Source organism: Mesorhizobium sp. M1C.F.Ca.ET.210.01.1.1 (assembly GCF_004791585.1).
Lineage (GTDB): Bacteria > Pseudomonadota > Alphaproteobacteria > Rhizobiales > Rhizobiaceae > Mesorhizobium.
In genome coordinates, this window is record NZ_SRUU01000051.1 from 1 (window position 1) to 26,101 (window position 26,101).

27 protein-coding genes and 1 pseudogene are annotated in these 26,101 nt (G+C 64.7%); 3 read left to right on the forward strand and 25 right to left on the reverse strand.

What is annotated here, in order from left to right:
* Positions 1 to 207 precede the first annotated feature (207 nt).
* The 7 genes from xth to tesB form a co-directional block, all read right to left on the reverse strand.
* Positions 208 to 1,014: an exodeoxyribonuclease III gene (gene xth / locus EN853_RS31200; protein WP_127862806.1), complete on the reverse strand. Its 807-nt coding sequence runs from the start codon at positions 1,012 to 1,014 to the stop codon at positions 208 to 210.
* 92 nt (positions 1,015 to 1,106) lie between these two features.
* Positions 1,107 to 1,775 (reverse strand): outer membrane lipoprotein carrier protein LolA, encoded by a 669-nt coding sequence (locus tag EN853_RS31205; RefSeq protein WP_127862807.1) that lies wholly within the window; start codon positions 1,773 to 1,775, stop codon positions 1,107 to 1,109.
* 142 nt (positions 1,776 to 1,917) lie between these two features.
* Positions 1,918 to 4,575, reverse strand: a complete 2,658-nt coding sequence (locus tag EN853_RS31210) for a DNA translocase FtsK (RefSeq protein ID WP_127862808.1) — start codon at positions 4,573 to 4,575, stop codon at positions 1,918 to 1,920.
* Between the two features lie 204 nt (positions 4,576 to 4,779).
* Positions 4,780 to 5,055: a hypothetical protein gene (locus EN853_RS31215; protein WP_127862809.1), complete on the reverse strand. Its 276-nt coding sequence runs from the start codon at positions 5,053 to 5,055 to the stop codon at positions 4,780 to 4,782.
* Between the two features lie 306 nt (positions 5,056 to 5,361).
* Positions 5,362 to 6,714: an ammonium transporter gene (locus EN853_RS31220; RefSeq protein WP_127862810.1), complete on the reverse strand. Its 1,353-nt coding sequence runs from the start codon at positions 6,712 to 6,714 to the stop codon at positions 5,362 to 5,364.
* A gap of 32 nt (positions 6,715 to 6,746) precedes the next feature.
* Positions 6,747 to 7,085 (reverse strand): P-II family nitrogen regulator, encoded by a 339-nt coding sequence (locus EN853_RS31225; protein ID WP_006327120.1) that lies wholly within the window; start codon positions 7,083 to 7,085, stop codon positions 6,747 to 6,749.
* Between the two features lie 248 nt (positions 7,086 to 7,333).
* Positions 7,334 to 8,197, reverse strand: a complete 864-nt coding sequence (tesB, locus tag EN853_RS31230) for an acyl-CoA thioesterase II (RefSeq protein ID WP_127862811.1) — start codon at positions 8,195 to 8,197, stop codon at positions 7,334 to 7,336.
* Between the two features lie 107 nt (positions 8,198 to 8,304).
* Here tesB and EN853_RS31235 point away from each other — a divergent pair, with 107 nt between their 5' ends.
* Complete coding sequence (locus tag EN853_RS31235) at positions 8,305 to 9,582, forward strand: ubiquinone biosynthesis hydroxylase (protein WP_127862812.1); 1,278 nt, start codon at positions 8,305 to 8,307, stop codon at positions 9,580 to 9,582.
* A 271-nt stretch (positions 9,583 to 9,853) separates the two neighbouring features.
* On the opposite strand, the gene EN853_RS31240 is transcribed toward EN853_RS31235, so the two are convergent.
* The 3 genes from EN853_RS31240 to EN853_RS31250 all read right to left on the reverse strand — a co-directional run bounded on the left by EN853_RS31240 (position 9,854) and on the right by EN853_RS31250 (position 11,168).
* Positions 9,854 to 10,384 (reverse strand): hypothetical protein, encoded by a 531-nt coding sequence (locus tag EN853_RS31240; protein ID WP_127862813.1) that lies wholly within the window; start codon positions 10,382 to 10,384, stop codon positions 9,854 to 9,856.
* Between the two features lie 203 nt (positions 10,385 to 10,587).
* Positions 10,588 to 10,944, reverse strand: coding sequence for a YciI family protein (locus tag EN853_RS31245; protein ID WP_127862814.1), 357 nt, complete (start codon positions 10,942 to 10,944; stop codon positions 10,588 to 10,590).
* Positions 10,941 to 11,168 (reverse strand): hypothetical protein, encoded by a 228-nt coding sequence (locus tag EN853_RS31250; RefSeq protein WP_127862815.1) that lies wholly within the window; start codon positions 11,166 to 11,168, stop codon positions 10,941 to 10,943. The genes EN853_RS31245 and EN853_RS31250 overlap by 4 nt, the downstream gene beginning before the upstream one ends.
* A 208-nt stretch (positions 11,169 to 11,376) precedes the next feature.
* Between EN853_RS31250 and EN853_RS31255 the strand changes: the two genes are divergently transcribed.
* The gene (locus tag EN853_RS31255) at positions 11,377 to 11,802 is read left to right on the forward strand and encodes an OsmC family protein (RefSeq protein ID WP_127862816.1); all 426 of its coding nucleotides are present in this window, start codon (positions 11,377 to 11,379) and stop codon (positions 11,800 to 11,802) included.
* Between the two features lie 110 nt (positions 11,803 to 11,912).
* Here the strand turns inward: EN853_RS31255 and EN853_RS31260 are convergent, their stop codons facing one another.
* The 7 genes from EN853_RS31260 to EN853_RS31290 form a co-directional block, all read right to left on the reverse strand.
* Positions 11,913 to 12,542, reverse strand: a complete 630-nt coding sequence (locus EN853_RS31260) for a DUF480 domain-containing protein (protein ID WP_127862817.1) — start codon at positions 12,540 to 12,542, stop codon at positions 11,913 to 11,915.
* A 12-nt stretch (positions 12,543 to 12,554) separates the two neighbouring features.
* Positions 12,555 to 13,334, reverse strand: a complete 780-nt coding sequence (locus tag EN853_RS31265; RefSeq protein WP_127862818.1) for a succinate dehydrogenase iron-sulfur subunit — start codon at positions 13,332 to 13,334, stop codon at positions 12,555 to 12,557.
* Entirely contained in the window at positions 13,334 to 13,771 is a 438-nt protein-coding gene (locus tag EN853_RS31270; RefSeq protein WP_127862832.1) for a DUF3052 family protein, read from the reverse strand. Before EN853_RS31270 ends, EN853_RS31265 begins: the two co-directional genes overlap by 1 nt.
* 2 nt (positions 13,772 to 13,773) lie before the next feature.
* Complete coding sequence (gene sdhA / locus EN853_RS31275) at positions 13,774 to 15,612, reverse strand: succinate dehydrogenase flavoprotein subunit (RefSeq protein WP_127862819.1); 1,839 nt, start codon at positions 15,610 to 15,612, stop codon at positions 13,774 to 13,776.
* Between the two features lie 4 nt (positions 15,613 to 15,616).
* Entirely contained in the window at positions 15,617 to 16,012 is a 396-nt protein-coding gene (sdhD, locus tag EN853_RS31280) for a succinate dehydrogenase, hydrophobic membrane anchor protein (protein ID WP_127862820.1), read from the reverse strand.
* On the reverse strand, positions 16,012 to 16,434 hold the full coding sequence (sdhC, locus tag EN853_RS31285; protein ID WP_127862821.1) for a succinate dehydrogenase, cytochrome b556 subunit: 423 nt from the start codon (positions 16,432 to 16,434) through the stop codon (positions 16,012 to 16,014). Before sdhC ends, sdhD begins: the two co-directional genes overlap by 1 nt.
* A gap of 238 nt (positions 16,435 to 16,672) precedes the next feature.
* Positions 16,673 to 17,149, reverse strand: a complete 477-nt coding sequence (locus EN853_RS31290) for a hypothetical protein (protein ID WP_127862822.1) — start codon at positions 17,147 to 17,149, stop codon at positions 16,673 to 16,675.
* A gap of 246 nt (positions 17,150 to 17,395) precedes the next feature.
* Here EN853_RS31290 and EN853_RS31295 point away from each other — a divergent pair, with 246 nt between their 5' ends.
* On the forward strand, positions 17,396 to 17,749 hold the full coding sequence (locus tag EN853_RS31295) for a hypothetical protein (RefSeq protein WP_127862823.1): 354 nt from the start codon (positions 17,396 to 17,398) through the stop codon (positions 17,747 to 17,749).
* On the opposite strand, the gene EN853_RS31300 is transcribed toward EN853_RS31295, so the two are convergent.
* The 8 genes and pseudogenes from EN853_RS31300 to EN853_RS31345 all read right to left on the reverse strand — a co-directional run bounded on the left by EN853_RS31300 (position 17,733) and on the right by EN853_RS31345 (position 25,859).
* Positions 17,733 to 18,935 (reverse strand): GGDEF domain-containing protein, encoded by a 1,203-nt coding sequence (locus EN853_RS31300; protein WP_127862824.1) that lies wholly within the window; start codon positions 18,933 to 18,935, stop codon positions 17,733 to 17,735. The two genes, EN853_RS31295 and EN853_RS31300, sit on opposite strands and share 17 nt — an antisense overlap.
* Before the next feature lie 166 nt (positions 18,936 to 19,101).
* Entirely contained in the window at positions 19,102 to 20,298 is a 1,197-nt protein-coding gene (locus EN853_RS31305) for a GGDEF domain-containing protein (protein ID WP_127862825.1), read from the reverse strand.
* A gap of 196 nt (positions 20,299 to 20,494) precedes the next feature.
* Positions 20,495 to 21,904, reverse strand: a complete 1,410-nt coding sequence (gene leuC / locus EN853_RS31310; protein ID WP_127862826.1) for a 3-isopropylmalate dehydratase large subunit — start codon at positions 21,902 to 21,904, stop codon at positions 20,495 to 20,497.
* Positions 21,905 to 22,189: 285 nt separating this feature from the next.
* Complete coding sequence (locus EN853_RS31320; RefSeq protein WP_127862827.1) at positions 22,190 to 22,840, reverse strand: class I SAM-dependent methyltransferase; 651 nt, start codon at positions 22,838 to 22,840, stop codon at positions 22,190 to 22,192.
* A 61-nt stretch (positions 22,841 to 22,901) separates the two neighbouring features.
* A complete protein-coding gene (locus EN853_RS31325) occupies positions 22,902 to 23,714 on the reverse strand; it encodes an amino acid ABC transporter permease (RefSeq protein WP_127862828.1) in 813 nt (270 codons plus the stop codon).
* A 261-nt stretch (positions 23,715 to 23,975) separates the two neighbouring features.
* Positions 23,976 to 24,773: a transporter substrate-binding domain-containing protein gene (locus EN853_RS31335; RefSeq protein ID WP_127862829.1), complete on the reverse strand. Its 798-nt coding sequence runs from the start codon at positions 24,771 to 24,773 to the stop codon at positions 23,976 to 23,978.
* A 170-nt stretch (positions 24,774 to 24,943) separates the two neighbouring features.
* A complete protein-coding gene (locus tag EN853_RS31340; RefSeq protein ID WP_127862830.1) occupies positions 24,944 to 25,447 on the reverse strand; it encodes a MarR family transcriptional regulator in 504 nt (167 codons plus the stop codon).
* Positions 25,444 to 25,859 (reverse strand): annotated as a pseudogene (locus tag EN853_RS31345) (organic hydroperoxide resistance protein). Before EN853_RS31345 ends, EN853_RS31340 begins: the two are co-directional and overlap by 4 nt.
* Positions 25,860 to 26,101 lie beyond the last annotated feature (242 nt).

A 26,101-nucleotide genomic window follows, 5' to 3' on the forward strand; every position in this document is an offset into this window, starting at 1 on the left:
GTTCAGGTTGATGGTTTTACCGGTGGGAAGGGACCGGGCCATGCCACGGCCTGTCCGAAAGGACGACCAGGATCCACTCGGTCTCCTTCCCACTTCAACCATACACCGGAACCAACACACAGGATCCTAGGTCTGCGCTCCGCTTCGCGTCGCTCCGCCCTAGGATGACGACCGAGGGGGCAGCCGCCCTTTCTCCGCCGCCACGCCCTATTCCAAATCAAACTTGGCGATGACCGGCACATGGTCCGACGGCTTCTCCCAGCCCCGCGCGGCCTTCAGGATCTCGTAGCCCTTGAAACTCGGCACCAGATTGGCCGACGACCAGACATGGTCGAGCCGGCGACCTCGACCGGAAGCCTCCCAATCCTTCGCGCGGTAGCTCCACCAGGTGTAGAGTTTTTGCTCGGCCGGCACGTTGAGGCGCATCAGGTCGACCCAGCCGCCCTGCTGCCGCATCGCCTCGAAGTTTTCGGTCTCGACCGGCGTGTGGCTGACGACGTTGAGGAGCTGCTTGTGCGACCAGACGTCATGCTCCTGTGGCGCGATGTTGAGGTCGCCGACCAGGATCGATGCGGACAGATCGTCCTGGCTCGCCGGTACGCCGTTCATCTCGGCCACGAAGTCTAGCTTGTGGCGGAATTTGCGGTTGATCTCCGGATCCGGCTCGTCGCCGCCCGCCGGCACATAGAAATTGTGCAGCAGGACCGACCTGCCTCCGGCCTGGATCCTGACCGACAGGTGCCGGCTGTCGTCGATCTCGCAGAAACGCCGCTTCTCGACCAGCTCGATCGGACGGCGGGCCACGGTGGCGACGCCGTGATAGCCCTTCTGGCCGTGGAAATGGATGTGCTCGTAGCCCGCCTTGCGGAAGGCCTTTTCAGGAAAGAGCTCGTCCGGAACCTTGGTTTCCTGCAGGCAGAGCACGTCCGGCGCGTGCTCCTTCAAGAGCCGCTCGACGATCGGCATGCGCAGGCGCACGGAGTTGATGTTCCAGGTGGCGATGGTGAAGGGCATTCAGGCGGGTCCGAAAGAAGGTCGCCGATCTACTGCCAGCCATGCGCCGCAAAAACAAGCCGGCCCGCTTTGCAGGCCGGCCTGGCCCGAATCTATCTTGTCTTGGTATTCAGCTCGCGGTTCGCCGTGTAGTCGATGGCGAAGGTATCCGGCGGGAAGCTGCCGCCTTCCTTGACGTTGAAGATCATCACCGTCGTGTCCTTGCCCTGAGCGTCCGTGATCGTCCACTGGCGCAGCTCGTAGCTCTTCGGGTCGAACATCATGGTGATCATCGCATTGCCGAACACCGACTTGTCGGACAGCTTGATGGTGGTGAGGTCGTCCTCTTCCTTGACGGCCTTCACCCGCCCGCCCGAGAGGTCGATCCGGTCGTCGAGCAGCAATTTCAGCGGCGTCTTCGACAGCGGATAGAGGTCGGAGGTGTTCAGCTTCTTGTTGAGGATCACGACCGACTTGCCGTCGGAGATCACCCGGAAGTTCGAGGATCCGTCATAGTTGAAGCGGATCTTGCCGGGGCGCTCGAGGAAGAACTTGCCGCCGGTCTGTTCGCCCTTCGGGCCGAATTGCACGAACTCGCCGCTCATCGATTTGACCGAGGAGAAGTGGTCGGCGATCTTTTGAGCCGCCGGCGGAACCGCGGCCTGCGCCTGCGCCAGAAGCTGGAAGCCCGGCACGACATTGATGGCGGCCGCGCCCGCGAGCACAAGGCCAAGGCCGAGCACCTGCCGGCGGTTCGGAGCGAAATCTGTCTGGGTCTTCATGCCGGTCACTTCCTGTGATTCGTGTCGTCGCAGTCTCTGGACCCCCAGTTGGGCCTAAGTTTGGCGGGTCACACGGCGCTGCGTCGCATGAACGCGCCAGAAGGTTCAAGGTTGCCGGCGGGCCCTCCGGGCCGCCGCCGGGCTAGAATTTGTCGTCCTCGGTCGGCACCAGGATCTCGCGCTTGCCGGCATGGTTGGCCGGGCCGACAATGCCTTCCTTCTCCATCTTCTCGATGATCGATGCGGCGCGGTTGTAGCCGATGCCGAGCCGGCGCTGGATATAGCTGGTCGAGGCCTTGCCGTCGCGCAGCACCACCGCCACCGCCTGGTCGTAGGGATCGTCGGAATCCTCGAAATTGCCGCCGCCACCGCCGCCGGAGCTCCTGCCCGAGGCGCCGTCCTCATCGTCTTCCTCGTCGTCCTCGGTGATGGCGTCGAGATATTCGGGCACACCCTGCAGCTTCAGATGCCCGACGATCCGCTCGACCTCGTCGTCCGAGACGAACGGGCCGTGGACGCGCTGGATGCGGCCGCCGCCGGCCATGTAGAGCATATCGCCCATGCCGAGCAGCTGCTCGGCGCCCTGTTCGCCGAGGATGGTGCGGCTGTCGATCTTCGACGTCACCTGGAAGGAGATGCGGGTCGGGAAGTTGGCCTTGATCGTGCCGGTGATGACGTCGACGGACGGACGCTGGGTCGCCATGATGACATGGATGCCGGCGGCGCGCGCCATCTGCGCCAGGCGCTGCACCGCGCCCTCGATGTCCTTGCCGGCGACCATCATCAGGTCGGCCATCTCGTCGATGATGACCACGATATAGGGCATCGGCTCGAGATCGAGATCCTCGGTCTCGTAGATCGCCTCGCCGGTCTGGCGGTCGAATCCGGTCTGCACCGTGCGCGAGATCTTTTCGCCCTTTTTCTCGGCGAGCTGCACGCGTGCGTTAAAACCGTCGATGTTGCGCACGCCGACCTTGGACATCTTGCGGTAGCGGTCTTCCATCTCGCGCACGGTCCACTTCAGCGCCACCACCGCCTTCTTCGGGTCGGTGACGACCGGTGTCAGCAGATGCGGGATGCCGTCATAGACCGAGAGTTCGAGCATCTTCGGATCGATCATGATCAGCCGGCATTCCTGCGGCGTCAGCCGGTAGAGCAGCGAGAGAATCATGGTGTTGATGGCGACCGACTTGCCCGAGCCGGTGGTGCCGGCGACCAGCACGTGCGGCATCTTGGCGATATCGACGATGACCGCCTCGCCATTGATGGTCTTGCCGAGCGCCAGCGCCAGCTTGGCCTTGGTCGTCTCGAAGTCGCGGCTTGCCATGATTTCCCGCAGATAGACCGTCTCGCGCTTGGCGTTCGGCAGCTCGATGCCGATGGCATTGCGGCCGGGGACGACGGCGACGCGGCAGGCGATCGCGCTCATCGAGCGGGCGATATCGTCGGAAAGGCCGATGACGCGCGAGGATTTGATGCCGGGAGCGGGCTCGAGCTCATAGAGCGTGACGACAGGACCCGGGCGGACATGGATGATCTCGCCCTTGACGCCGAAATCCTCGAGCACGCCTTCGAGCAGCCTTGCGTTCTGCTCCAGCGCATCCTTCGACAGGCTCGGGTCCTTCGCCACGTTCTTCGGCTCGGACAGGAAATGCAGCGACGGCATCTCGAACGCGCCGGAGCCGATCAGCGAAGTCTGCGCCTCGCGCTGGACGCGCGCGCCTTGCACCGGGCGCGGCGCCGGGGCCTCGACACGGGTCGCCGCGTCCGAGCGGAAGTTGCGCACATTGGCGCGGCGCTGGACAGGCCTCTCGTCATCGAAATCGTCGAGCTCGGCCTCTTCCTCTTCGTCGAAGACATCGTCGTCGACGGGATCAACCGAAGCGCTGCGGTCGTTGACCATCGCGGCGAAGAATTCCGGCTCGACGCGGGCGCGGCCGCCGAGGCTCATCCGGGCCTCGGCGAACTCGGCCGACTCGACCCGTTCGGCGGCGCGCCGCCAGGCGCTTGCCCGCGGTTCCATCTGCGGCTCGAACTCGTCGCGTTCCTGCCTGCGGCGCGCGGCGCGGCGGTGCATCCATGCGCGGAACGACAGCCACCAATGGGTGATGGCGCCGAGCGCCAGAATGCCTTCGTCGCCCTCGTCCTCATCCTCGTCGAAGAGCAGACCGTCCTGCTCGCGCGGGTCGGGCTCGGCGGCGCGCTCCATGACGGCAAAGCCGTTCTTGCGCGCAATCAGCGCCGAGCCGTATGCGAACAGCCAAAGCGCCGGCGCTGCAAGCACGACGGCGATGATGCTGGCGAAAAGGCCCTTCGGGTAGCCGCCGACGGCGATGCCCGGGATTTTCAGCACCATGTCGCCGAAGACTCCGCCAAGGCCCGTCGGCAGCGGCCAGGTGTTGGGCGGGGTGACACAGCCGGCGATCGCCGCCGCCAGCAGCGCGAAGCCGAACCAGGCCAGGCCGCGCTTCGGCAGCCTGTCTACGCCACGCGCGGAGAAGAGAAGAAAACCCCAGACCACCGCCGGCACCAGGCCAGCGACCGCGGCTAAGCCGAAGAACTGCATGGCGAGGTCGGAAAACACCGCGCCTGTGTAGCCCATGGCGTTGGTGACGATGTTGTTCGTCGCATGCGAGAAGCTTGGATCGGCGACGTTCCAGGTGGCGAGGCTGGCGACGCCGAAAGCGGTGAACACGAACAGGCCGGCGCCGACCAGCCGCCCGACCTGCCGCCGCGCGAACGCCTGGATGCCGTGCCCCGTATCGGTCAGCGCGAGCGGTGCTGAAGCGCCTGAACGCATGCCTCTTCCCCGTAAGTCGTTGCCTGGCCGGGCGCTTGGCGCACTCCGGCAGATTCGAACGACAGACTATCGGCGGGAAGGTTAAGGCCGCATTAACCATGGCCTTTTACCGACATGCCCCTCGGAAAGGAGATGGCGGGCCGTCAAGTCCGCCATCTTGGCAACGACGAACGATCAGGCCGTCAGGACCCGATCTGCCGCAAATCACTTATGACCGGCATACATCATCAGGTTGGCGCAGAATTCGGCGTGGGGCTTGCTCATCGCCGCGTCCTGGCACTCCTTCATCATCATGTCCTGCTTGTCCTTGGCCGTCGCAGCCCAGGCGGCCTTGAAGTCGGCTTCGGACTTCATGGTCTTCATGCCGGCATCGGTGAAGAACGGCGCCATATTGTCCGGCTCGTCGAGGGCGCCAGCAAGGACAACCCCGCTGACCATCGACAGAGCCATTGCTCCCAGGAAGATATTCTTGAAGTTCATCGGTTGGTTCCTTCCCTTTTGTTGGCGAGCGCCAGGGTGGCGTCGCTATCCCAGTACGAAACCACCGGAGCCAACGTTTCGTGCTGGCGCGATCAAGTGAATGTGATCGGAAGTTCGCCTGACGACCCGCCAGACAAAAAGGAGGCCCGGAAGATTTTCCGGGCCTCAAGGCGTGAGCCCCTTTCGAGAGCATCACGACGGGATCTTGGGAGTCGTTTCAGAAAACCACTGCGCGGCTTTCGTTGATATCTTCGTTGATATCTGGGCCGGCGGGAGGAGGATCCGCCGGCCCGGGCGAGGCTTGCCTTACGGCACCACTTCGCCGTGCTGGGTGACGTCGAGACCTTCGACCTCTTCCTGGGTGCTCGGACGCAGGCCGACCAGCGCCTTGACGATGAAGAGGATCACGAAGGTGGCGATCGCCGTCCACAGGATGGTGAAGACGATGCCGTAGATCTGCGTGCCGACCGAAGCGCCCTTGCCGAGTGCATTGATCGCCGGATCAGCGAGCGCGCCGGTGAGGAGCGCGCCGACCACGCCGCCGACGCCATGGACGCCGAAGGCATCGAGCGAGTCGTCATAGCCGAACGCATGCTTGAGCTTGACCGCCGACAGGTAGCAGACGACGCCGGCGATGATGCCGACGATGAAGGCGCCGGTCGGGTTGACGAAGCCGGAGGCCGGCGTCACCGCGACCAGGCCGGCGACGGCGCCCGAGATGATGCCGAGCACCGAGGGCTTCTTGGCGACGATCCATTCTGCGAACATCCAGGCCAGCGCCGCTGCGGCGGTGGCGACCTGCGTGTTCATCATCGCCGCGCCCGCCAGGCCGTCGGCGGCGAGTTCCGAACCCGCGTTGAAGCCGAACCAGCCGACCCACAGCAGCGAGGCGCCGATCACCGAATAGACCAGGTTGTGCGGCGCCATGTTGGTGGTGCCATAGCCCTCGCGCTTGCCGAGAACGAGCGCGCAGACCAGGCCCGCGACACCGGCATTGATGTGGACGACCGTGCCGCCGGCGAAGTCGAGAACGCCGGCCGAGCCGAGGAAGCCGCCGCCCCACACCCAGTGCGCGATCGGGGAGTAGACGAAGACCAGCCACAGGCCCATGAAGAGGAGCAGCGCCGAGAACTTCATGCGCTCGGCGAAGGCGCCGGCGATCAGCGCCGGCGTGATGATGGCAAACGTCATCTGGAACATCGAGAAGACGAATTCAGGAATGTTCGCCACACCCGGCAGCCACAGCGTCGAGGTGGTGATGCCATGGTGGAAGAGCCTCGAGAAGCCGCCGATATAGGCATTCATTCCGGGGGAGTCATTGGTGGTGAAGGCCAGCGAATAGCCGATGATGAACCACAGCACCGTCACCAGGCAGGTGATCGCGAAGCTCTGCATGATGGTGGCGAGCACGTTCTTCTTGCGCACCATGCCGCCGTAGAACAGCGCCAGGCCCGGAATGGTCATCATCAGCACCAGCGCCGTCGACGTCAGCATCCAGGCGGTGTTGCCGGTATCGAGCACCGGGGTCGGCGCGGCGGGTGCGGCCGGCGCCGCCGCGGGAGCGGCTTCCTGCGCGAAGGCGGCGGCAGTGCTGAGCGCTACGAGAGCGAGCGAAGCGGCCGCGCGTCCCGTCGTCTTCAAGGTGGAAGGAATATTCATTGAACTCTCCGTTGGAATAGCTGGTCGCCGCTTTACAGCGCGTCGGTGTCTGTTTCGCCGGTACGGATGCGCACCGCCTGGTCGATGCCGAAGACGAAGATCTTGCCGTCGCCGATCTGGCCGGTCTTGGCGGCCGCGGTGATGGCCTCGACGGCCTTGTCGACCATGTCGGCGCCGACGGCGACCTCGATCTTGATCTTGGGCAGGAAGCTGACCGCGTATTCCGCGCCGCGGTAGATTTCCGTGTGTCCTTTCTGACGCCCGTAGCCTTTGACTTCGGTGACGGTCAGGCCCTGGATGCCGACGGCGGTGAGCGCTTCGCGCACCTCGTCGAGCTTGAACGGCTTGATGATTGCCATCACGATTTTCATAAGGTTTCACCCTTTGCTGTTGCGGTCCCCCGCGTTTGCACCACTTCGCCGATCCCCATGAGAGCCGGAGAGTGCCGGACAGGATTCAAGCTCCGTGCCAATTGCCGAAGCAGGCCGTTAACCTGTTGTAAACAAAGGGGATGGGCGGCCCTTGCACAGAAATCGTGCGCAGAGGCGTCAAGGTACCTGATTAAGAAATAGGCAAAATTTCAAAAATGCCCGTTTTATAGGCTTTAGCAGAGGCCGGCTCACCGTTTCAGCCGGATGAGGCCTTCCTGGGCAACCGAGGCGATCAGCGTTCCGTCACGCGCGAACAGCGACCCGCGGGTGAAGCCGCGCGAGCCTTGCGTCGAGGGACTGTCCTGCGTGTAGAGGATCCAGTCGTCCAGCGAATGGCTGCGGTGGAACCACATCGCGTGGTCGAGGCTCGCCGCCTGGATGTCGCGGTCGAAGATGGCGCGGCCATGCGCGAAGGTCGAGGTGTCGAGCAGCGTCATGTCGGAAAGATAGGCAAGCACCGCCGCCTGCGTCGCGCGGTCGTCGGGCACCGGGCCGGTGGTGCGGATCCAGATATTCTGCTCCGGCTCCAGCTTCTCGCGGCTGGTGTAGTGTTTCAGCATCACCGGCTTCATCTCGATCGGACGGTCGCGCTCCCAGTAGCGCTTGATGCCTTCCGGCACCGCCTCGCCGAACTTGCCGAGCAGCTCGCGCTGCGACAAAAGCGTATCGGGTGCCGGCACGTCGCGCGGCATCGGCAGCTGATGCTCCAGGCCGACCTCATCCTGCTGGAACGAAGCCTCCAGCGAGAAGATCGCCTGCCCATGCTGGATCGCCACCACCCGGCGCGTGGTGAATGAGCCGCCGTCGCGGATGCGGTCGACCTCGTAGACGATCGGCACCTTGGTGTCGCCGGGCCGCATGAAATAGCCGTGCAGCGAATGCACATGCCGCCCGGGCTCGACCGTGCGCTGGGCGGCGACGAGTGCCTGGGCGATGGTCTGGCCGCCGAACACGCGCTGCCAGTCGAGCTTGGGGCTGCGACCACGATACAGATTGTGTTCGAGCTGCTCGAGGTCGAGAATGTCGAGGAGCTCGTCCATGGCCGCCGTCATGTTCCACGTCCTTCAAAGATGTGCCATTGGCGGTTTCGGACAGGACGGCCAAGCAGTCAAGCTGCCACGGCCGGCACCGGGGCCGGAAGCCGCGAAAGGATGATGCCATGGTCGACCGCAAACCGGATGGAGCAGGAGCAGATGGAGCAGGCGAAGCCCAGCTCGACGTGCTCGTCGCCGGCGCCGGCTATGTCGGCCTGGCCGTGGCCGTGTCGTTGAAGCAGGCGCGTCCCAGCCTGGGCGTTGCGCTGGTCGACGCGGCCCCCGCCGGCGTCTGGCGCAAGGACGGCCGCGCCTCGGCGATCGCCGCCGCGGCCTGCCGCATGCTGGAGCAGCTCGGCGTCTGGCAGGAGATCGCGCCGGAAGCGCAGGCCATCACCGAGATGATCATCACCGACTCGCGCGCCGCCGATCCGGTGCGCCCGGTGTTTTTGACCTTCGACGGCGAGGTGGCGCCTGGCGAGCCCTTCGCCCACATGGTCGCCAACCGGGATCTGAACGGGGCGCTGCGGCGGCGTGCCGAGGAGCTCGGCATCGACATCATCGAAGGCGTGGCCGTCAGCGCCTTCGACGCGAACGGCGCCGGCATCACCGTGCATCTGGCCGATGGCGCGACGCTCAAGGCGCGGCTCCTGATTGCCGCCGACGGCGTCCATTCGAAGCTGCGCGACATGGCCGGCATCAAGACGGTGAGATGGGAATACGGCCAGTCCGGCATCGTCTGCACGGTAGCCCACGAGCGCCCGCACAACGGCCGCGCCGAGGAGCACTTTTTGCCGGCGGGCCCCTTCGCCACATTGCCGCTGAAACCGGACAAGGACGGGACCAACCGCTCGTCCATCGTCTGGGTCGAGCGCACAGAGGATGCGCAGAAGCTGGTCGAGGGTGACGAGTTCGTCTTAGAGCACGAGCTGGAGCAGCGTTTTGGGCTCAAGCTCGGCGAGATCCGCGTCGCCGACAAGCCGCGCGCCTGGCCGCTTGGCCTCACCCTTGCGCGCGCGTTCGTGGCGCCCCGCATCGCGCTCGCCGGCGACGCCGCCCACGGCATCCACCCGATCGCCGGCCAGGGCCTCAATCTCGGCTTCAAGGATGTCGCGGCCCTCGCCGAGGTGGTGGTCGAGGCCGACCGTCTCGGCCAGGACATCGGCGCCCTCGACGTGCTCGAGCGCTACCAGCAGTGGCGCCGCTTCGACACGCTGCAGATGGGCGTCACCACCGACGTGCTGAACCGGCTGTTCTCCAACGACATCGGCCCGCTGCGCCAAGTCCGCGACATCGGGCTCGGCCTCGTCGAGCGCATGCCGCGGCTGAAGGAATTCTTCATCCGCCAGGCCTCGGGCCTGTCCGGCGACACGCCGCGGCTATTGAAGGGCGAGGCGATCTGAGGCGCCTCGCAGTTGGCCGAAGCCTCCGCGACGTCGTCATCCACGGGCGGAGCGACGCGAAGCGGAGCGCAGACCCGAGGATCCATTCCGTGACCTTCGCCGAAGAGCGCTGCGGGGCAGAATTCTGCACCGTCGCAACGCTTCGAAGTCACGGCATGGATTCTATGGTCTGCGCCGCGTCGCTTCGCTCCTTGCTCCGCCATAGAATGACGAGGCGAGGGGCGTTTCGGCCAATCACGAAGGCAGGCGATCCGGTCGCTACAGCTTCAGCTTAATTCACCTCAAACCCAAGCTTCTGCCGCAGCCTCAGCATGCGCTGGTCCGCTATCTTCAGGCTCTGCTCGCCGCCCTTGGCAACACGATTGAGCATCCTGAGCAGGTCGTCCCGCTCATGCGGATCGAGGCGCTCGCGCAGGAATGGCGCCAGCTTGTCGATGACGATCGTGGTGTCGTCGATCTGCGCGGCGGCCCATTTGGCATAGACGACCGCCTCGTCGGTCTTCTTCTGACTGCTCGCGATCTGCGAAATCACCTCGCGGATGACGGCTTCGCGCTGGGGCAGGACCGGACCCTGTTCGGCAACGATCGCTGTGATCAGCGTCGCAGCGGCTACCACCGGATCGTCGATCGCCGTCAGGGGCGACAGCGCCGCCTGCTTGCGCAGCTTCTTGCGGCGGATGTTGCCCTGCACGCGTCCGACGACGTCGGCGACCTCGCGCGCGGCCTCGTTCATGGCCTTCATCCGGTACCACCAGAAGCCCGCGGCGCCCAGCACGCCAAGAATAGCCAGCAGAAAAGGCATGTCGAAATCCCCCGGAAATTCCCGCGACAATAAGAGAACTGCGCCGTTGCTTCAACACGCAAGAATTGCGGCCGGTGAAGAGGTCAGAGGTGTTCCCTGCAGGCATCTGCGCACCGAGATCGAATGTCCTGGCTTTAGGTCGCCACCCACAAGGCATCAAATGCTGCAGCCTCTTTGCGATGATGGAGCTGTCTGGTTGGGATCTATGACCCCGGTATGTCGTAGATCGCCCTGACCTCGACGGTGCCGAACTCGGCCAGCGGAATGCCCTCGGCGATCTCCAGCGCCTCGTCGAGATCCGCCGCTTCGATCATGACGAAGCCGAGCAACTGCTCCTTGGTTTCGGCGAAGGGCCCGTCGGTGACCAGCCGTTTGCCCTTGCGCCGCCTGAGCGACTTCGACATCTTCACCGGCTGCAGCGCCTGGGCGATGATCAGCTTTCCTTGACCTTCCAGCTTCCTGTCATAGGCCAGCGAATCGGCATCGAGCTTCGCCGATTGCTGCGGGGTGAGCGCGAAGAGGTCTTTTTCCTGGCCATAGACCAGCAGCACATATTTCATTTTTCGTTCCCTTCCTGTGATGAACCATATGAAGCGACGGCGACGCTGTCAGCCTTGCTTCCGACGGCCGCCGCGTGGTCGAGCAGGCACGCGGCAATCCCGATGACGCCCGCCGCCACAAGCAGCCGGCCGAAGCCCGATGATGGCGGGTTTAGCCAGAAATCTTCCGGCCGCTGGACCTTTCGGCCCGGACGCTTCCAAAGCGCGAAAAACAGGTTGTCCATTCTGATCCTCCATCGGCCGTGCATCGGTGGCCGCCCGCAGGACGCTCGGGCCGACAGGAAGTCGACATTTTTGCACGCGCATTTTTTTCAGGCCGGCCTCACTTGAATCTCAACACGCCTTAGGATGGCCTTCCGTCGCGCCCGCGCTATAGTTCACGGGGAACGCCGGCGGCCGCCGGCGTAGACCCCGACAAGCCAGGAGGATTTCATGGACCGCACCGCAAACGCCGTCTGGAAAGGCAATCTGAAGGAAGGCAAGGGCACGCTGGACACCCAGAGCGGGGCGCTCAAGGGCACGCCCTACTCCTTCAAGGCGCGCTTCGAGGACGAGAGCGGCAAATCCGGCACCAACCCGGAAGAGCTGATCGCCGCCGCCCATGCCGGCTGCTACGCCATGCAGCTGTCGCATTTCCTCGCCGAGAACGGCACGCCGGCCGCCGAGCTCGACGCCAGGGCGGTGGTGACGCTGGTGCCCGGCACCGGCATCACCGGGAGCGCCATCACCCTGGTCGGCAAGGTGCCGGGCATCGACGCGGCGAAATTCAAGGAACTCGCCGAAAAAGCCAAGGCCGAATGCCCGGTCTCGAAGGCGCTCGGCGCCATCAAGGTCTCGCTCGACGCGAAGCTGGGGTGACTGGGCTTTCAACGTCGCGATTGGCGAAACCCGGCGTGACGTCTGATCCCCCTCGCGGGAGATGTCCGGCATGACAGAGGGGGCGCCTCGCGCCAACTCTGTCCGGTGAGCTACCCGCCCAGCGCCTCGAGCTTCGCGCGCAACGCCGCGACCTCTTCCTCCAGCGCCTTCACCCGCGCTTCGAGATCGGCATCCGGTGACGAGGCGGGCGGCTGCCACAGCGCCGCTATCGCCGACGCCTCCACCGGCCCGCTCAACAGATGCACATAGCGCTCCTCGCGCTGGCCGGGAGCGCGGTCGAGCAGCTGGATGAGCGGCGGGCGGCGGCCGATCATCAGGTCGATGTTGTCGCGCAGCTCCTCGATCGAGGCAAAGCGCGCCATGCGTTCGGCGCGGGCCAGAAGTTCATGCGCCGTCTGCGCGCCGCGTAAAAGCAGCAGGCCGACGATCGCGATCTGCGGCGTGGTGAGCGAAAAACGCTGCGCCATCAGATGCTCGTAGCGCTCGACGCGCGAGGCGAACGCCTGGCGCACCAGGCCCTTCTGCTCGAGCTGGCTCAGCGCCCGCCGGACCTCCGTCAGTTCCAGCGCCATCACCGGCTCGCGCGCCGTCTTCTGGTTGGCGGCCTGGTGCGCGCCGTTGAGCGTCAGCGGATAGACATCCGGCGTCAGCTCCTTCTTCTCGATCAGGCAGCCGAGCACGCGGGCTTCGGTGGGGGAGAGGACGGGGAGGTCGGTCATTGGGCCGAAACCTTAAACCCTTCTCTCCACCATCATCTTCTTGATCTCCGCGATCGCCTTGGCCGGGTTGAGTCCCTTGGGGCAGGTCTGCGCGCAGTTCATGATGGTGTGGCAGCGGTAGAGCCGGAACGGATCCTCGAGATTGTCGAGCCGTTCGCCGGTCGCCTCGTCGCGGGAATCGATCAGCCAGCGATAGGCCTGCAGCAGCGTCGCCGGGCCGAGATAGCGCTCGCCGTTCCACCAGTAGCTCGGGCACGACGTCGAGCAGCAGGCGCACAGGATGCACTCGTAGAGCCCGTCGAGCTTCTCTCGATCCTCATGGCTCTGCAGCCACTCCTTGGCGGGCTCGGGCGAGACCGTCTTCAGCCAGGGTTCGATCGAGGCATGCTGGGCATAGAAATTGGTGAGGTCGGGCACCAGGTCCTTGATGACGGGCGTGTGCGGCAGCGGGTAGATCTTGACCGCGCCGGAAATGTCGTCGCAGCCCTTGGTGCAGGCCAGCGTGTTCGAGCCGTCGATGTTCATGGCGCAGGAGCCGCAGATGCCTTCGCGGCAGGAGCGGCGCAGCGTAAGCGTCGGGTCGATCTTGTTCTTGATCCAGAGCAGGGCGTCGAGAACCATCGGCCCGCAGTCGTCCATGTCGACGAAATAGGTGTCCATGCGCGGGTTTTCGCCATCGTCCGGCGACCAGCGGTAGATCCGGTATTCGCGCAGGTTGGTGGCGCCCTCCGGCTTCGGCCAGGTCTTGCCCTGCTGAACTTTCGAATTCTTGGGAAGCGTGAGTTCGACCATTACCTGCGGTCCTTTCGGATGACGAGCTTCAGCCCGGACCAGATTTCGTTGACGGCGGCGACCTTGACGTCGACGAGGTTCAGCTTGAGCGCTTGCGCGCGGATCACGTCCTCGGTGACGTCGGTGGCCACCTTCGATGCCTTCTTCGGCCAGGAGACCCAGACCATGCCGTCGCGCTTGATCGCCGTCTCGATGCCTGCAAGGCCGTCCTCGATCTCGGCGCGCTGCCGGGTGAAGGCGTGCACGGCATCGTATCGCTGGCAGGCGCCTGCGATCTTCGACCAATCGGCGAGCCGGTCGACATGGGCAAAGTCTACCGCCTCGGCCAATGCGTCCAGTTCCGCCGGCAGCGCGATGAAGGCGGCGACCGTCCCGTCCCTCAGGCCGAGCTTGGCCGGAAGGGGCGTGCCGGAATATCCCGCGGCCGCCTGCGCCATCATCAGTACACCCGCGCCTTCGGCGCGATCTTGGCCGGATCGATGCCGCCGTCCTTTTGCGCCAGGAGCAGTTCGGTGTGCACCGGTCGGTAGGTCAGCGTCACCTTGCCGTCCTCGCTGACGCGAGCCAAGGTGTGCTTGCGCCAGTTGGCGTCGTCACGCGCGGTGAAGTCCTCGCGCGCATGCGCCCCGCGGCTCTCCTTGCGCGCCGCCGCGCCTTGCACGGTGGTGATGGCGTTGGCCATCAGGTTTTCCAGTTCCAGTGTTTCGACGAGATCCGAATTCCAGATCATCGAGCGGTCGAACACCTTGATGTCCTTCAGTTCGCCCCAGATCTCGGAAACGCGCTTGCAGCCATTGTCCAGCGACTCCTGCGTGCGGAACACCGCCGCGTCTTCCTGCATCGCCTTCTGCATCTTCTCGCGCAGGACCGCGGTCGGCGTCGAGCCGTTGGCGTGGCGCAGCCGGTCGAAGCGGTCCATGATCTTCTCGACCGACGCTTCGTTGGGCGAAGGAATCGGCGAATTGCGGTCGATCACCTGGCCGGCCCTGATCGCTGCGGCGCGGCCGAAGACGACCAGGTCGATCAGCGAATTCGAGCCCAGCCGGTTGGCGCCGTGCACCGAAGCGCAGGCCGCCTCGCCCACCGCCATCAGCCCCGGCGACACCCTGTCCGGGCTACTCGACGTCGGGTTGAGCACCTCGCCCCAGTAATTGGTCGGCACGCCGCCCATGTTGTAGTGGACCGTCGGCAGCACCGGGATCGGTTCCTTGGTCAGGTCGACGCCGGCGAAGATCTTTGCCGACTCCGAAATGCCTGGCAGCCTTTCATGCAGGACGGCCGGGTCGAGATGGTCGAGATGCAGGAAGATGTGGTCCTTCTTCGGGCCGACGCCGCGGCCCTCGCGGATCTCCATCGTCATGCAGCGCGAGACCACGTCGCGCGAGGCGAGGTCCTTGGCCGACGGCGCATAGCGCTCCATGAAGCGCTCGCCCTCGGAATTGACCAGATAGCCGCCCTCGCCGCGCGCGCCTTCGGTGATCAGGCAGCCGGCGCCATAGATGCCGGTCGGATGGAACTGCACGAATTCCATGTCCTGCAGCGGCAGCCCGGCACGTGCCGCCATGCCGCCGCCGTCGCCGGTGCAGGTATGCGCCGAGGTGGCCGAGAAATAGGCGCGGCCATAGCCGCCTGTCGCCAGCACCACCATCTTCGCGGAGAAGCGGTGGATGGTGCCGTCGTCGAGGTTCCATGCGACGACGCCGGTGCAGGTGCCGTCCGGCTCCATGATCAGGTCGAGCGCGAAATACTCGATGAAGAACTGCGCGTTGTTCTTCAGCGACTGGCCGTAGAGCGTATGCAGCATGGCATGGCCGGTGCGGTCGGCGGCGGCGCAGGTGCGCTGCACTGGCGGCCCTTCGCCGAAATTCATCATCATGCCGCCGAAGGGCCGCTGGTAGATCTTGCCCTCTTCGGTGCGCGAGAACGGCACGCCGTAGTGCTCGAGTTCGTAGACCGCCGCGGGCGCCTCCCGAACCATGTATTCCTGCGCGTCGATGTCGCCCAGCCAGTCCGATCCCTTGACGGTGTCGAAGAGATGCCACTGCCAGTTGTCGGGACCCATGTTGGCGAGCGAGGCGGCGATGCCGCCCTGGGCCGCCACCGTATGCGAGCGGGTCGGGAACACTTTGGTGATGCAGGCGGTGCGCAGCCCCTGCTCGGCCATGCCGAGCGTGGCGCGCAGGCCGGCGCCGCCGGCGCCGACGATAACCACGTCGAATTTGTGGTCGACAAAAGTGTAGGCGGAAGCCGTGTTGGCGGTTTTCGAGTCCTTGGCCAAGACGTCAGCCTCCGAATGCCAGTTTGAGCAGGGCGAAGAGCGAGGCGACGCCCACTGCGATTGAGAAGAACGTGTTGAGCGCGATCAGCGCGAGCTTCATGCCCTCGCCATGCACATAGTCCTCGATGATCACCTGCATGCCGAGCCGCATGTGGTACAGCCCGGAAATGAGCACCAGCGACAGCACCAGCGCCACGAAGGGATTGGCGAGCGAAGCGCGCACGTCGGCATAGTCGTGGCCGTTGACCGCGATCAGGAAGCCGACGAAGAACAGGATCAGCGGGATGTTGGCAATCGCGGTCAGCCGCTGGCGCCAGAAATGGCCGGTGCCCTCGCGGGCCGAGCCCAGCCCGCGGACCTTGCCCAGCGGCGTGCGCATGTCGGTGTTGTTCGCGCTCATCAGAAAGCTCCCCGCGCCATGTAGCCGGCGATCCAGATCAGCAGCGTCAGCACGATCGAGCCGGCGAGCGTTGCCCATGCGATCTTCGAAGCGGTGTGTTTTTCGAGCCCGGTTCCGGTATCCCAGACAAGGTGGCGCACCCCGCCCAGCATGTGGTGCATCAGCGCCCAGGTGTAGCCGAACAGGACCAGGCGGCCGAGCCAGGAGCCGAAGGCCCAGTTGACGAGATCGAACGCGGCCTGCGAGGTCGAAGCCGCGATCAGCCACGCCGCCACCAGCAGCGTTCCGAAATAGAGCGCGCCGCCGGTGATGCGATGGATGATCGACATGGTCATCGTGATCGGCGGCCGGTAGATCGACAGATGCGGCGAAAGCGGCCGTTCGTGTCTGGCAACTGCGCGGGTGGCTGGTGATTTGCTCATGGCTCCCCCAGTTTGGCGTTCCGGAGCCGCGAAGGATGCGGCGCTTGCCGCCTCGATAAATGGCTTCGGATAGGCGGTTTCTAATGCGCTTTTTGCACCGCGTCAAAGCCGGAAAATCGTTTTGGAAACGTCATTTAGTCTGACAAAAACGGGAAAATCCGCTTCAATCGATTAGCGCTTGTTTCGAAGCCGGCGCAGCGTTCGCTGCAGTGCGATATGGCGATGAGGATTGCCCTCGCTACCTCCTGCACGTCTGCGGCGTCGACCCTCTCTTCATCACCAGCGCCTCGGGTCCGTCGATCACGATTGCGTCATGCGTCGCCGCTTCCTGGTAGCGGCTGCTCTGGTTGGCCGGCGAAGCCGCAAACTCCTCGGCCACGCCGTCCGGTCCAACGACACGCAGCGACCGGCCAAGATTCTGGATGGTGATCACGCCGCCATTGCCGCATCTGTAGCTGGCCGTGCCCACAGCGGATCGTGGCGCGGTCAAGTCGGTGATGATCTTGGTCGCGGGTGCCGGGGAGGCTCCAGGCGTCTTGGGTGTTGCAGGCATTGAAGGCGCGATGGATGCAGCGGGCTGCTGGGCCGGACCAGGCGACACCGCTGGCGATGCCGCGCTCGCCGCCTTGGGCGCGCCGTCCTGCGGCACGCAGGCCGCGGCCGCGAGAAGCAGCGGAATAACGAACGACATCCGAAACGTCCGGCCAATCGCCATGTGCGGCCCCTTTCGTGCGCGGCACGCTAGCCACGCGGCGCGCCAAGATCAAGTTCACCCTGAGTCAAGCCGGGCCGGGCTGGACGACGCGATCCGTCGATCCAAGCCGCCGAAATTAACCATGTTCATTAAGATCCCGCAGCGGAGGTCAACGCACCTCTTAACAAAGGTTAAGAAAGAGTTAATTTCTGATTCGACGTTGTGCAGCGCGATCCGACGAGGTCGCAGCGCTTAAGGGAGAGCGACATGCGTTCGAAATCAGTGCAGGCAAGCTTCGCGGCCGTCACGCTGGCGGCGCTCGCCACCGCGATTGCCGTGCCGGCCGAGGCTGGTTTGCGCCATCACGACCGCGTCTATGCCGATTCCTTCGGCAATCTCGTCATCGACAGCGCCGCCGGCTACAAGCGCATCATCGTCGGCGAAGGCAGGCACGCCAAGGAGCTCTCCGACTTTACCCGTGCCGGCCAGCCCGATGTCATCTATGACTCCGACGATGCCGGCGCGCCGGGCTGTTACCAGCCGCCGGTCTTCGTGAAGGGACGCTCCTACATGTACGGTCTTTCCGACGGCGAGATGCCCAACCTCAGCCCTTGCCGTTGAACAGCATCGGACCCTGCCGCAAACCTCGCCCGGTCGAGACCCTGACGCAATCGCGACCGGCATTCTTGGCTGCATAGAGCGCGTCGTCGGCGCGACGAAGAAGATCTGAAAAACTCTCATCCGCGGCAAGCTCGGCGACACCGAAGCTCGCGCTGCAGCGATGATCGACGGGCAGGCCGTCGATCGGCAGAGCGCTGAAGGCGCTGCGCGCGCCTTCGGCGAACAGCCGCGCGGCGGCGAGATTGGTTCCCGGCAGGATGATGGCGAATTCCTCGCCGCCGATGCGGCCGGCGACATGGTGCTCGGCCGCCGCCTCGCGCAGGAAGCCCGCGAAGGTCTCGATGACGCGATCGCCACAGGCATGGCCGTAGCTGTCATTGACGCTCTTGAAGTAGTCGAGGTCGGCAATGAGCAGCGCCACCGGAACACCCTGGCGCACGGCGTCGCGCATCGCAAAGGCGGCATGGCGTTCGAAGCCGCGGCGGTTGAAGAGCCGCGACAGCGTATCGGTCTCCGATTTCGACGTCGCCTCGGCCAGCACGTCGCGCACCAGTATGGCGAGCGCGAGCAACGCCACCGCCAGGCCGAACACGGTGCCGAGCGACTGCGACACCAGCGCGTAGATCGTCTGCACATAGGATTGCGGATTGGCGCCCCAGCCGCCCAGCGCGCCGGCGATGAGGGGTTTCGAAGCGAATTGCGCCGCGCTTGCCGCGAGCACCAGCATCAATATGTGATCGAGCCGCCCGAGCCTCTGCCTGGAAGACAGCACGATGCCGAGAGCGGTGAACTGCATGGCGGCGTAGGGAAGCTGATAGGCCATCATGCGTGTGAGCGACTGGCGCGGCAGGTCCTGCACCAGATAGACGGCGACCGACGCGACAGCCAGGAACAACAGCATCGGCACCCAAGGTGGTGCAACGCCGTATTTGCGGGCAAGGCCGCCGTTGAAGGCAATGGTTGCGCCGAGGAAGACGGCGAAGGCCACGACAACCGGCAGCCGGGCATCGGTAAAGGCGGGAATGCTGAATTCCATGGCGAAATAGGCCATGCCGAGCCCATAGGCGAAAGCCATCCAGCGCGCCGACACGCGCCCGACGTCATGGATGGCGATCGTCATGAAGGCCGCCGCCAGAAGCCCGGCGACGAACAGATTGATCACCAGTATGAAATCAGCGCTGCCCATGTTCCCTGAGTCCCCGGGACAGAAAACCACCGACGGGCGAAAAACATGTTAACGCCGGCCATGGTGGCTGCATATCTTCGAGATTTGGCGAAGCGTCTCTGGCGGTCGCGATAGCTTGGGTCATCTCGAACGGCATGACGTCTCCGATGGCTGAGGTCCGTCCGTCTCAGCCGACGCCGACCGCTTCGGGCACGAAGGCGGTTTCGGGGCGCTCGTAGGAGAGACGGACGCTGTCGCGGCCGTTCCTCTTGGCCTTGTAGAGCGCCTCGTCGGCGCGCCGCATCAGCGGCGCCAGCCCCTCGTTGCCGGTGCGGGCGGCGACGCCGAAGCTCGCGGTCACCCTGACGCCAGGCGGAAGCCCGTCGACCGCGCCGGCGGAATAGTATGTGCGTATCGCTTCGGCAAACAGGCGTGCCGAGGCGAGATCGCTGAGCGGCAGAAGCACGGCGAACTCCTCGCCGCCGATGCGGCCGGCCGCGCCCCGCGCGCCCGTGGCAAAGCGCAGCTTGGCGGCGAAATCGGCAATCACCCGGTCGCCCGCCTCATGTCCGTGCTGGTCGTTGAGCGCCTTGAAGTGATCGAGGTCGGCAAGCACCAACGCGACCGGGAATGCCGCCTTGGCGCACTGGCCGAGCAGAAGCGCCGCCCGCTCCTCGAAGCCGCGGCGATTGAGAAGGCCGGACAGCGGATCGGTGTGGGTCTCGGCCTTCAGCGCCTTCAGCACGTCGAGCGCCGCCGCCGTGAACAGAGAGAGCGCGATGAGCAGCGACAAAAGCGCATGCGAGAGCAGCGCCGTCGTCCAGTAGGACGAGCCGTAGAAGCCGTCATAGTTTGGGAAGGGTCCATGCGCGATGACGACGATCAGGGTACGGGCGGTGAAGTTCAGCCCGGAAAGCAGCGCCAGAATGAACAGGATTTTTTCCGTCGGCCCGTTGTTGCGTACGGTCCTGAGTTCGGCGGCGACGAGCAGGCTAAGGCCCCCGAAGCCGAAATTCATGGCCAGCACGCGCCAGGTCAGATCCGGCTGGACGAACATGAACCACGCGAAGGCGGCGAGCCCGCCGCCGGTCATGATGCCGATGCCGATATAGGGCACGCGCCGGCCATAGCGCGCGACGATCGCGCTGGAAAGGCAGCAGGCGGCTATGGTGAAGCATATGTTGGAGATCACCTTGGTCGCCACGAGGCCGACCGGAAGCGTGAAATATTGCAGCAGGAAGCCCTGCGCCGACAGGCAGTAGCTCGCCGCCAGCACCGCCAGATAGGGACGGTGCCGCTGATGAAACCACAGCACGAGGAACGCGGCGCCAAGCGCCAGCGCTATCGTCGGATTGAGCAGCGCTATGAGCAGACCGGTGTCCAACGGACCGTGACTTTCCCCACTTGACCCAGGGGGAGATGCTAGTCCGGAAGCGCAAACAAGCAGTTAAGCAGAAGCTGGCGCAGGCGGAATCCTGCTTCGGCCGGCCGCGAAAACCCCGAACCACGACGCGGTCCGGGGTTCCGGTGTCAGGATTGCGGCGGGTCCTATTTGCCGTCGCGCCTACTTCCAGTCGCGGCTACTTCCAGTCGCGGATGTCGACGAAGTGGCCGGCGATCGCCGCCGCCGCCGCCATGGCCGGCGACACCAGATGGGTGCGGCCCTTGAAACCCTGCCGGCCCTCGAAATTGCGGTTCGAGGTCGAGGCGCAGCGCTCATGCGGCTTCAGCCGGTCGTCGTTCATGGCAAGGCACATCGAGCAGCCCGGCTCGCGCCAGTCGAAGCCGGCGTCGACGAAGATCTTGTCGAGACCCTCGGCCTCGGCCTGTTCCTTCACCAGGCCGGAGCCCGGGACGATCATGGCATTGACGCGCGGATTGACCTTCTTGCCCTCGACCACCTTGGCGGCGGCGCGCAGGTCCTCGATGCGGCCATTGGTGCAGGAGCCGATAAAGACGCGATCGAGCGCGATGTCAGTGATCTTGGTTCCCGGCGTCAGCCCCATATAGTCGAGCGCGCGCAGCTTCGATGAGCGCTTGTTCTCGTCGGCGATCTCGGCCGGATTGGGCACGAAGCCCTGCACCGAGACGACGTCCTCGGGCGACGAGCCCCAGGAGACGATCGGCGGGAGTTTCTGCGCGTCGAGCACGACCACCTTGTCGAAATGCGCACCTTCGTCGGAGTGCAGCGTCTTCCAATAGGCAAGTGCGGCATCCCAGGCCGCGCCCTTCGGCGCGCGCGGCTTGTCCTTGACATAGGCGAAGGTGGTCTCGTCCGGCGCGATCAGGCCGGCCCGCGCGCCGCCCTCGATCGACATGTTGCAGATCGTCATGCGGCCTTCCATCGACAGCGAGCGGATCGCTTCGCCGGCATATTCGATGACATAGCCGGTGCCGCCGGCAGTGCCGATCTCGCCGATGATGGCGAGGATGATGTCCTTGGCCGTGACGCCTTGCGGAAGCTGGCCGTCGACGCGCACCAGCATGTTCTTGGCCTTGCGCTGGATCAGCGTCTGGGTGGCGAGCACATGCTCGACTTCCGACGTGCCGATGCCATGCGCCAATGCTCCAAAAGCACCGTGCGTCGAGGTATGGCTGTCGCCGCAGACGATGGTCATGCCGGGCAGCGTGAAGCCCTGCTCCGGCCCGATGATGTGGACGATGCCCTGGCGGACATCGTTCTCGGAATAATATTCGATGCCGAAATCCTTGGCGTTCCTGGCCAGCGCCTCGACCTGGATGCGGCTTTCCTCGTTCTTGATGCCGAACTTGCGCTCGGGCGAGGTCGGCACGTTGTGGTCGACAACGGCCAGCGTCTTTTCCGGATGGCGAACCTTGCGGTTGCTCATGCGCAGGCCTTCGAAGGCCTGCGGACTGGTGACTTCGTGAACCAGATGGCGGTCGATATAGAGCAGGCAGGTGCCGTCGTCCTGGCGGTCGACGACATGGTCGTCGAAGATCTTGTCGTAGAGGGTGCGCGGTGCGCTCATGTGCGTAAATCCGTCGATATGAAAATGAGAAGAAGCCAGCGCCGAACGATACAAATCCGGCAGGGGCGACGAGGTGACGTCGGCTTAGCTAAGTCGGCTGGTGAGCGCGCCGCAGACGCGCGCGGCAAATCGCGACGGCAGGCGCTTCCTGTCCTGCAGCACGAAACCCTTATACGCCGGATCGCCGAAAAGCTCTTCCATGGCCGGGTAGATAGCAATGTTTCGGCTTTTCGGCAATTAGCAGCGCCCTCCTTCTCCCCTTGTGGGGGAAGGGAGAGCCGGCGCTCACATCACCTCGAACACAAACGTCTTCACCAAGGCTTCCGGATCGCCGATTGCGTAGCAGCGGAACCACGGGCTTTGCTCGACCGCGCGCCATTTCCTCGCCTTCTCCAATTCGTCGAACACCGCCTGAAAGCCGCCGCTCTCAAACACCCGGTCGCGCACGGTGAAGATGGCGTGGCCGCCGGCTTTCGTGATGCGCACCAGTTCGTGCAGGCCGGAGGCCGGCGCGTGGCCGATGGTGAAGACGCCGGTCGAGAAGACGGCGCGGAAATGCCGGTCCTGCCAAGGCAGCGGACCGCCGAGCATCGCCTTTTTCAGCTCGCTGTAGGCTGGCTTGCCATTCGCCTGGCGGCTGCCGGCGATCTTCAGCATGTCGTCGGAGAGGTCGAGGCCGGCGATGTCGCCATAGCCCAAAGCCTTCAGCGAGGGCCCGGAAAGCCCGGTGCCGCAGCCGGCGTCGAGCAACGGGCCTTCGCCCGCCGGTACATGGCGCGTCACCCAGGCGGTGATGAGGAACGGCAAGAGATAGCCGAGCGAAGCGGTCTCGCTGTCATAGTTCGCCGCCCATTCGGCATAGGCCTTGGCGAGCGCCTCCGGCGTCTCTGCCGTGTAGACGGAATCCAGCGCCGCATTGGCCTTGTCGAAATTCATGGGTCGGCTCCTCCGCGCCGAATGCATGTCGTCCGAAAGTAGCGCGATCTGTGCCCGGCGGCTATTCCTCGTGCTGGCGGCGCAGCCGCTGTTCCAGCGCCCTGAGCGCCAGCGACAGCCCGACGGTCAGGATGAGATAGATATAGGCGACGATCGAATAGGTCTCGAAGAAGCGAAAGGAGCCGGCAGCATAGATTTTGCCCATCTGCGTGATGTCGGCGACGCCCAGCACCGAGACCAGCGAGGAATCCTTGACCATGGCGACGAAGTCGTTGCCGAGCGGTGGCAGGATGGTGCGGATGGCCTGCGGGAAGACGATCAGCCGGAAGCGCTGCACGCGCGTCAGACCAAGCGCCTTCGCCGCTTCGATCTGGCCCTTCTCGACCGATTGGATGCCGGCGCGGAACACTTCCGAGATGAAGGCCGAATAGCCGATGGTGAGCGCCATGATGGCGCGCCACAGAAGCGAAACGTCGCGCACCAGCAATTCGCCAAGCAGCCCGGCGTTCTGCAGCGGCGCCGTCAGCGCGTTCCACCCCGCGACGAATGCCGGTGCCCCGGCGAACGCGATCCAGAACAAAAGCACCAGGATCGGCACGCCGCGGATGATCTCGACATAGAAGCGCGCGATCTGGCGCAGCCATTGCGAGCCGGACAGCGCCATCAGCGCGATGCCGAGCCCGAGCGCCGAGGCCAGCGCAAAGGCAACCATCGTGACAAAGACGGTGATGCCGATGCCCTTGGCGACGGTGGCAAAGACCTGTGCGTAGAGGTCGCTTGCGGCGATGGCGAGTGCGGCGGCGAGCGCAAGGACAAGGGCGGCGGCCAGCCACCAGGGGAATTCGGATTTGGCGGTGGATGGTGCGCTGGCCATCAGGCGATGCCGGCGGAACGAAAGTCCCGAGAGGGCAGCGCCAAGGCACCCCCCTCTGGCCTGCCGGCCATCTCCCCCTCAAGGGGGGAGATTGGCAGCTTCCTCGTCACCGCCAGTTCTGCGTCGATGGAGATTGGCGAAAGCCGGCGCGACATCCGATCTCCCCCCTTGAGGGGGAGATGCCCGGCAGGGCAGAGGGGGGTGGCTTGGCGCAAAGTCAGCGCGAGTTCCTGCAAGCTCACTGCCCGTAACAAGATAAGCCTACTGCCCCATCTTGTAGTCGAGGAACCACTTCTTGTTCAGCGCATCCAGCGTGCCGTCGGCCTTGAGCGCGGCGATCGCGGCGTTGACCGGCTTCACCAGGTCGGAACCCTTCGGGAAGATGAAGCCGAAATCCTCAGTGCCGAGCGGGCCGCCGACCAGCTTGAGCTTGCCCTCGGAGGCGTCGACATAGCCCTTGCCGGCAGTGCCGTCGGTGAGCACCACGTCGACATCGCCGGACTTCAGCGCCTGCACGGTCGCGCCGAAGGTTTCGAACAGCTTGATCCGCGGATTCTGCTCATTGCCGTCGAGCACGCTGTATACGGCGGTGTAAAACGGCGTCGTGCCGGGTTGGGCCCCGATCAACCCGTCCTTGAAGGCGCCGAAGGTCTTGGCATCGGTGAAGCGGCTTTCGTCGCCGCGCACCAGCATGAACTGCTCCGAACGCATATAGGGGTCGGAGAAGTCGACCTTCTCCTTGCGATCGTCCTTGATGGTGATACCGGTCATGCCGATGTTGTACTGGTTGTCGGAAACCGCCTGGATCATCGCATCCCAGGAGGTGTTCTGGTACTCGACCTTGAAGTTCAGCCGCTTGGCGATCTCGTCCATCGCGTCATACTCCCAGCCGATCTGCTTGCCGGTCTTCTTGTCGATGAACTGCAGCGGCGGATAGGCGTTCTCCGTCACCACCACAACCTTTTTGCCGCCGAGATCGGGCAACGTGTCGGCGAGCACCGCGACGGGCGCGAGAAGACAGGCCAGCATGGCGGCCAGCAGCAGTTTCGACTTGGTCATGACAAACTCCCAGAACCTGAAATGGCCGCTATGCGGCGCACGCATGAAAAACCGGCGCCGACTTTAGCTTTCCGCAGGCGCCTTGCAAGCCGATCCGCTGCATGGATAAGCGCTAAAGCGGATTCCCATGCTCTGATCGGCACGGTTTCCGAACGCAGCCGGGGGAGCGGCTATTCCGAAGGGTCCGCAACCGCTTCGCGCAAACCGGCGACCAGTCGCGTCAGCGTGCCATGCAGGGCTTTGAGCTCGGCCCGTTCCAGCGGCATGCTGCAGTCGAGCGCCGCTCTCACATCCTTCATGTTCGCGCGCAGCGCCTGGCCCTTTGCCGTCGGCTCGACCAGCACCCGGCGCTCGTCGGCGGCATCGCGCCGGCGGGTGACCAATCCGCCCGCTTCCATCCGCTTGATCAGCGGCGTCAGCGTCGCCGAATCCAGCCCCAGCGCCTCGCCAAGCTCGCCGACGGTCATGGGCGAGCGCTGCCACAGCGCCAGCATCGCCAGATATTGCGGGTAGGTCAGGCCGAGCGGGTCGAGCAGCGGCCGGTAAAGCCTGGTCATCAGCCCGCTTGCCGAATAGAGCGCGAAGCAGAGCTGCTGGTCGAGGCGCGGAATGGCGATCATCCCGGCGCTATCCGCCGGGACGTCGCTCGCTCGAATTTCGGTTTCAGTCGTCATGCCGCCTTTGCCGCAACCGCCACCGTGGAAAGCACCACATCGATATTGCCCCGGATGGCGTTGGAATAGGGGCAGATCTTGTGCGCCTCGGATACTGATCAAGGCCTTTCGTTTCGGCCGCCAGCGCAACGCCCAGCCTGAAGCCGCCCTGGTCGTTGGGGTAGAGGCTGACGGTGGCTGTCACCGCCGCGTCCTGAAGCGGCAGCTTCTGCTTGCGCGCCACGAAGCGGATGGCGCTTTCGAAGCAGGCGCCATAGCCGGCGGCGAAAAGCTGTTCGGGATTGGTGGCCCCACCCTGCCCGCCGAGCTCTTTCGGCATCGCCAGATCGACCTTGAGCAGGCCGTCGCTGGTCTCGGCATGCCCCGCACGGCCGCCAACGACGCGAGCCTGGGTGGTGTAGAGTGCTGACATTGCTGGTCTCCATTTATCTTGTGCACGATTATTTAGTGTGCAAGATAAATAGTTGTCAACCCTTCTTCGTCATCCACGTGCGGAGCAAGGAGCGTAGCGACGCAGCGCAGACCCGAGGATCCTGTGTGTTGGTTCGGGTGTATGGTTGAAGTGGGAAGGAGGCCGAGAGGATCCTGGTCGTCCTTTCGAGGACAGGCCGCGGCATGGCTCGGTCCCTTCCCACCAATGAACCATCAACCTGA

What these genes read in the sequence shown, in the direction of transcription:
- xth (WP_127862806.1), bottom strand. Translation starts at nt 1,014, where the DNA reads ATGCCCTTCACCATCGCCACCTGGAACATCAACTCCGTGCGCCTGCGC.
- EN853_RS31205 (WP_127862807.1), bottom strand. Translation starts at nt 1,775, where the DNA reads ATGAAGACCCAGACAGATTTCGCTCCGAACCGCCGGCAGGTGCTCGGC.
- EN853_RS31210 (WP_127862808.1), bottom strand. Translation starts at nt 4,575, where the DNA reads ATGCGTTCAGGCGCTTCAGCACCGCTCGCGCTGACCGATACGGGGCAC.
- EN853_RS31215 (WP_127862809.1), bottom strand. Translation starts at nt 5,055, where the DNA reads ATGAACTTCAAGAATATCTTCCTGGGAGCAATGGCTCTGTCGATGGTC.
- EN853_RS31220 (WP_127862810.1), bottom strand. Translation starts at nt 6,714, where the DNA reads ATGAATATTCCTTCCACCTTGAAGACGACGGGACGCGCGGCCGCTTCG.
- EN853_RS31225 (WP_006327120.1), bottom strand. Translation starts at nt 7,085, where the DNA reads ATGAAAATCGTGATGGCAATCATCAAGCCGTTCAAGCTCGACGAGGTG.
- tesB (WP_127862811.1), bottom strand. Translation starts at nt 8,197, where the DNA reads ATGACGGCGGCCATGGACGAGCTCCTCGACATTCTCGACCTCGAGCAG.
- EN853_RS31235 (WP_127862812.1), top strand. Translation starts at nt 8,305, where the DNA reads ATGGTCGACCGCAAACCGGATGGAGCAGGAGCAGATGGAGCAGGCGAA.
- EN853_RS31240 (WP_127862813.1), bottom strand. Translation starts at nt 10,384, where the DNA reads ATGCCTTTTCTGCTGGCTATTCTTGGCGTGCTGGGCGCCGCGGGCTTC.
- EN853_RS31245 (WP_127862814.1), bottom strand. Translation starts at nt 10,944, where the DNA reads ATGAAATATGTGCTGCTGGTCTATGGCCAGGAAAAAGACCTCTTCGCG.
- EN853_RS31250 (WP_127862815.1), bottom strand. Translation starts at nt 11,168, where the DNA reads ATGGACAACCTGTTTTTCGCGCTTTGGAAGCGTCCGGGCCGAAAGGTC.
- EN853_RS31255 (WP_127862816.1), top strand. Translation starts at nt 11,377, where the DNA reads ATGGACCGCACCGCAAACGCCGTCTGGAAAGGCAATCTGAAGGAAGGC.
- EN853_RS31260 (WP_127862817.1), bottom strand. Translation starts at nt 12,542, where the DNA reads ATGACCGACCTCCCCGTCCTCTCCCCCACCGAAGCCCGCGTGCTCGGC.
- EN853_RS31265 (WP_127862818.1), bottom strand. Translation starts at nt 13,334, where the DNA reads ATGGTCGAACTCACGCTTCCCAAGAATTCGAAAGTTCAGCAGGGCAAG.
- EN853_RS31270 (WP_127862832.1), bottom strand. Translation starts at nt 13,771, where the DNA reads ATGGCGCAGGCGGCCGCGGGATATTCCGGCACGCCCCTTCCGGCCAAG.
- sdhD (WP_127862820.1), bottom strand. Translation starts at nt 16,012, where the DNA reads ATGAGCGCGAACAACACCGACATGCGCACGCCGCTGGGCAAGGTCCGC.
- sdhC (WP_127862821.1), bottom strand. Translation starts at nt 16,434, where the DNA reads ATGAGCAAATCACCAGCCACCCGCGCAGTTGCCAGACACGAACGGCCG.
- EN853_RS31290 (WP_127862822.1), bottom strand. Translation starts at nt 17,149, where the DNA reads ATGGCGATTGGCCGGACGTTTCGGATGTCGTTCGTTATTCCGCTGCTT.
- EN853_RS31295 (WP_127862823.1), top strand. Translation starts at nt 17,396, where the DNA reads ATGCGTTCGAAATCAGTGCAGGCAAGCTTCGCGGCCGTCACGCTGGCG.
- EN853_RS31300 (WP_127862824.1), bottom strand. Translation starts at nt 18,935, where the DNA reads ATGGGCAGCGCTGATTTCATACTGGTGATCAATCTGTTCGTCGCCGGG.
- leuC (WP_127862826.1), bottom strand. Translation starts at nt 21,904, where the DNA reads ATGAGCGCACCGCGCACCCTCTACGACAAGATCTTCGACGACCATGTC.
- EN853_RS31320 (WP_127862827.1), bottom strand. Translation starts at nt 22,840, where the DNA reads ATGAATTTCGACAAGGCCAATGCGGCGCTGGATTCCGTCTACACGGCA.
- EN853_RS31325 (WP_127862828.1), bottom strand. Translation starts at nt 23,714, where the DNA reads ATGGCCAGCGCACCATCCACCGCCAAATCCGAATTCCCCTGGTGGCTG.
- EN853_RS31335 (WP_127862829.1), bottom strand. Translation starts at nt 24,773, where the DNA reads ATGACCAAGTCGAAACTGCTGCTGGCCGCCATGCTGGCCTGTCTTCTC.
- EN853_RS31340 (WP_127862830.1), bottom strand. Translation starts at nt 25,447, where the DNA reads ATGACGACTGAAACCGAAATTCGAGCGAGCGACGTCCCGGCGGATAGC.